Genomic DNA, 3,852 nt, shown 5'->3' on the forward strand with positions numbered 1-3,852 from the left:
CCGCGGTCCCTGGCGAGAAAGACCCTTCCGTCGACCAGTCCGGCCTACGCCTCTAAGAACCTTGATCAAAAGGCAAAGGACTGGAGGGTTTTGCTCGAGTTGCGCTCAGCCCGGCCTTGACCGGTCTTCTTGTGCCGTCTCCGGAAAGCACGGCCTCCTGGGCTTCGCCGGCTTCTGGGAACCTTCCTGGAAGGGGCTATCAGATCTCCCGCGACTTCCGTACCTCGAACAGGGCATCGGCCTCTTCCCTGGAAAAGCCCGCCTCCTCGATCCTTTTCGCGTCGTCAATCTGCCTGAGCCCGGCGTCACGACCCTTGCCCTAGACCTTGAATCCGCCCAGCAGGACGGCGGTCTGGGGTGTAAGCCCCAGGTGTCCCTGGACGATCATGGATTTTAGGCAATCGTTCCCTTTTTTTGCTATCATTTGTTTACCAGGGTGCCTTGAGTTGAACCGCCACCCTTTTCCCACGGAGGCGCCTGGTCGAGATTTTAAAGAGGGAGGTTTTACCATGAGACTAGGAAGGTTGATCACTGCGACCCTGCTGGCGGTGTTATGTGTCGCCTTTTTTGGGTCGGCGTCCCTGGCTGCCGTGGAGGTTAAGATGTCCTACAATGGTCCCGCCGACGTGGAGAACAACGCCGTCCACCTTTACGCTGTCAATTTTAAGCGGTTTGTCGAAGAAGGCTCCGGGGGGGCTGTGACGATCAAGCTCTTCCCCGACAGCCAGCTTGGCAACGAGGAGGAGCGGATGGAACTCCTCGTCAAACAAGGGATGAACCAGCCGATCATCAATGTCGCGTCCTTCGCCGGAGTGGCACCGGTTTTTCCCGAGATTTACGCATCGGCCGTGCCCTTCATGTTCGACAGTTACGATGCCGCTCACATTTTCTTCGACGAGAGCCGCTACTGGAACAGGGCGAAGGAGGAGTTTCGCCAGCGCACCGGCGCCTACTTGTTGGAAGCCGTCGAAGAGGGAGGATTCCTGGCCTTTACCAACGACAAGAGGCAGATCAGGACCGCTGAAGACTTCAAGGGACTCCGCTTCCGCGGGATGGACGAGGGACAGGTTATCCTCTTTGAATCCTTCGGCGCCAGCGGTACCCCCATCCCTTGGACCGAGCTCTACATGGCCCTGAAGTCGGGCGTCGTCGATGGACAGATGAACCCCGCCATGTACATCAAGATGGGTAGCCTTTACGAAGTTCAGAAGTACCTCACCCTCGCCAACATCCAGTACTCCGACCAGTTCCTCGTGATCAACGGCGACCTTCTCGACTCGCTTCCCGCCGAGCAAAGGGCGGTCGTCATCGAAGCCGCGAAGAAAGCCAATTCGCTGAACAGGCAGGCCATGCAGGAGGCCGATAGGAAGGATATCGACTTCCTGACGGAAAAAGGCATGGCCGCCTACTCCCCTGGCCATGAGGAGATGGAATCCTTCCGGAAAGCGGGGCAGCCGGCCTACGTGGAGTGGCTGAAGACGAAGGTGGGACAGGACTGGCTGAACCTGGCCCTCGAGTGCGCAAGGAACGCCAACGAAAAGGCGAAGTAGGTCCACCATGGCAACTTCGGGCACCCCCGGGAAAAGGGGACTCTCGAAATGGATTTACAGGCTCGAGCTTTTCGGCGCATGGGCGGCTTGCTTCATGCTCGCCGTCAACGTGAGCGATATTCTCCTGGGGGTCTTCTGCCGCTACATCCTGAAAAGTTCCCTGATCTGGACCGAGGAGGTGGCCCGTTTCTCCCTGGTCTGGATAGTGATGCTCGGCGCCCTCGGAGCTGCCATAAAGGGGGACCACATGGCGGTGGATTTCGTGGTCCCCCATCTTCCACTCTTTTTTCAGCGACTGATTAAGCAGGGCAAATTCTATCTTTCAACGGTCATCATTTTGCTGATGATCTACCTCGGCTGGGTAAACGCGACGAGGATCTGGTACATGAGAACCCTGGCGCTGAATATCCCCAAAACGATACCCCTTTTGGCATTGCCTGCGGGTTTCGCCCTGCTCCTGGCCGGGACGGTGCTCCTCCACCTCAGGGAAAGGGGGAATTGACTTGGGCTTTTTTATGCTGATTGTCTTCCTCGTACTGATGGTCCTGGGATTACCTCTCTTCTTGTCCCTTCTTTCGGCGGCCCTCGTGGGGATATTGATCCTGGGTGACCTCTCCCTGTTAAGAGTGATGAGCCAGCAGTTTTTCGGTGGGATGGATTCCTTCACCCTCATGGCCATCCCCTTCTTCATCCTGGCTGGGATCCTGATGAACCGATCGGGATTGACCGACCGCCTGCTCGACTTCTGTCGCCTCCTGGTCGGCTCCGTACGGGGTGGACTTGGATATGTAAACGTGGTGGGAAGCATCATCCTCGCGGGGGTTAACGGTTCCGCCGTGGCCGACGCTTCGGCCCTGGGTTCGATCCTTATTCCCGCCATGGTCAAAGATGGCTTCTCCCCCGCCTATTCGGCAGGTCTCACCGCGGGAAGCGCCCTTATCGGACCGATCATACCCCCGAGCATCTTCATGATCATTTACGCCACCATGACCAACACGTCCATCGGGGGACTTTTCGCCGCGGGAATACTCCCGGGGTTGGTCCTTGGAGGAGCCTTCATGATCATGAACTATTTTTATTCCCTCAAGTACCACGTCCCCGTCGCCGACTTCACCGATGTTCGCAAACGAAAAAAGGAGATCCTGGCCAGATCGATGGTGGCCCTTCTCGCCCCGGTGATCATCCTCGGAGGGATCATCACCGGGATAGTGACGCCGACGGAATCCGGTGCCCTGGCGGTGGCCTACTGCCTTGCGACGGGTGTTTTTTATACCAGGCAACTGACGTGGAAAGTCCTTGGGGAATCCCTTTACGAAACGGTCCGTCTTACCAGTTCGATATTCCTCATCATGGGAGCCGCTACGGTTATAGGCTGGCTCCTGAAATGGGAACAGATCCCCCAGCGCTTCGCCACCCTGGTGCTTCAAGCGGGCCTTGTGGACAAACCCTCGCTCCTCATGGTGGTGCTGAGCGCGGTGATATTCCCTATCGGGATGTTCATGGAGGAAGTATCCACTCTTACCCTTCTTACCCCCATTTTCACGCCCATTGCCATGAAAGCCAGTATCGACCCCTTTCAGTTCGGCGTGGTGATGACATTGAACGTGACCATAGCTCTTATCACGCCCCCGATGGGCGCCTGCAACTATGTCGTGGCGGCGGTCGGGAAGGTGAAGCTTACCGACGTTTTTGTCCACATCTGGCCTTTCATAGGCGTGGCGCTCATTGTTTTGATGGTGGTCATAACCTTCCCCTTCCTGACCACCTTGATCCCGGGGATCATGAAACTCTAGAGAGCTCCAGGGAGGTGACCAAAAGGGAAACCGTAAAAAAATGGCCGTCCATTGTCCAGGACAGGCTTTTCGACTGGGGAAAAGCACAGGCCCTGCCGATAGAAGATTGCAGGGAGGAACTGGTCCCCGCCAGCCTGGTGCCGGACAAACTCCTGGTACATCCCATATACTTCCTGAACGGTATCGAGGGGGCCCTGCCGGAATGTTACATCCGGCGAGGTGTCCTTTTATTGCTTTTGGAAGCGGCCGACCTGCTACCGCCCGGATTCCGACTGGTGCTTCTCGATGGATGGCGTCCCGTTTCATTGCAATCCGCCCTTTTCGACAAGTATTGCGAAGAACTCAGGGAGACGATGCCCTTCAAGGACAACGATGAAATAAACCTCCTGGCGTCCCGCTTCGTGGCCTTCCCCTCCACCCAGATTGAACGTCCTTCGCCCCATTTGACGGGCGGGGCCATAGACATCACCATCGCCGACGATAAGGGCCTCTGCCTCTTCATGGGCTCG

At 57.1% G+C, this 3,852-nt stretch carries 5 protein-coding genes; 4 read left to right on the forward strand and 1 reads right to left on the reverse strand.

Annotated elements, in window-relative coordinates:
* Window positions 1–319: 319 nt before the first annotated feature.
* On the reverse strand, window positions 320–424 hold the full coding sequence (locus tag GX108_05030; GenBank protein NLO56402.1) for a 3-methyl-2-oxobutanoate hydroxymethyltransferase: 105 nt from the start codon (window positions 422–424) through the stop codon (window positions 320–322).
* Window positions 425–509: 85 nt separating this feature from the next.
* On the opposite strand from GX108_05030, the gene dctP reads away from it, so the two are divergent.
* The 4 genes from dctP to GX108_05050 all read left to right on the forward strand — a co-directional run.
* Complete coding sequence (dctP, locus tag GX108_05035) at window positions 510–1,550, forward strand: TRAP transporter substrate-binding protein DctP (GenBank protein ID NLO56403.1); 1,041 nt, start codon at window positions 510–512, stop codon at window positions 1,548–1,550.
* A gap of 7 nt (window positions 1,551–1,557) precedes the next feature.
* Window positions 1,558–2,052 carry a TRAP transporter small permease gene (locus tag GX108_05040; protein ID NLO56404.1) on the forward strand — a complete coding sequence of 165 codons (495 nt, stop codon included), beginning with the start codon at window positions 1,558–1,560 and terminating at the stop codon, window positions 2,050–2,052.
* 13 nt (window positions 2,053–2,065) lie between these two features.
* Window positions 2,066–3,343: a TRAP transporter large permease gene (locus GX108_05045; GenBank protein NLO56405.1), complete on the forward strand. Its 1,278-nt coding sequence runs from the start codon at window positions 2,066–2,068 to the stop codon at window positions 3,341–3,343.
* A gap of 14 nt (window positions 3,344–3,357) precedes the next feature.
* On the forward strand, window positions 3,358–3,852 hold a 495-nt coding region (locus tag GX108_05050), incomplete at its 3' end, for a M15 family metallopeptidase (protein ID NLO56406.1).

Source organism: Thermovirga sp. (assembly GCA_012523215.1).
In the GTDB taxonomy this organism is placed as follows: Bacteria; Synergistota; Synergistia; order Synergistales; family Thermovirgaceae; genus 58-81.

Bases quoted from the DNA above. Each gene is read 5' to 3' on its own strand.
- GX108_05030 (NLO56402.1), bottom strand. From the start codon at position 424: ATGATAGCAAAAAAAGGGAACGATTGCCTAAAATCCATGATCGTCCAG.
- dctP (NLO56403.1), top strand. From the start codon at position 510: ATGAGACTAGGAAGGTTGATCACTGCGACCCTGCTGGCGGTGTTATGT.
- GX108_05040 (NLO56404.1), top strand. From the start codon at position 1,558: ATGGCAACTTCGGGCACCCCCGGGAAAAGGGGACTCTCGAAATGGATT.
- GX108_05045 (NLO56405.1), top strand. From the start codon at position 2,066: ATGCTGATTGTCTTCCTCGTACTGATGGTCCTGGGATTACCTCTCTTC.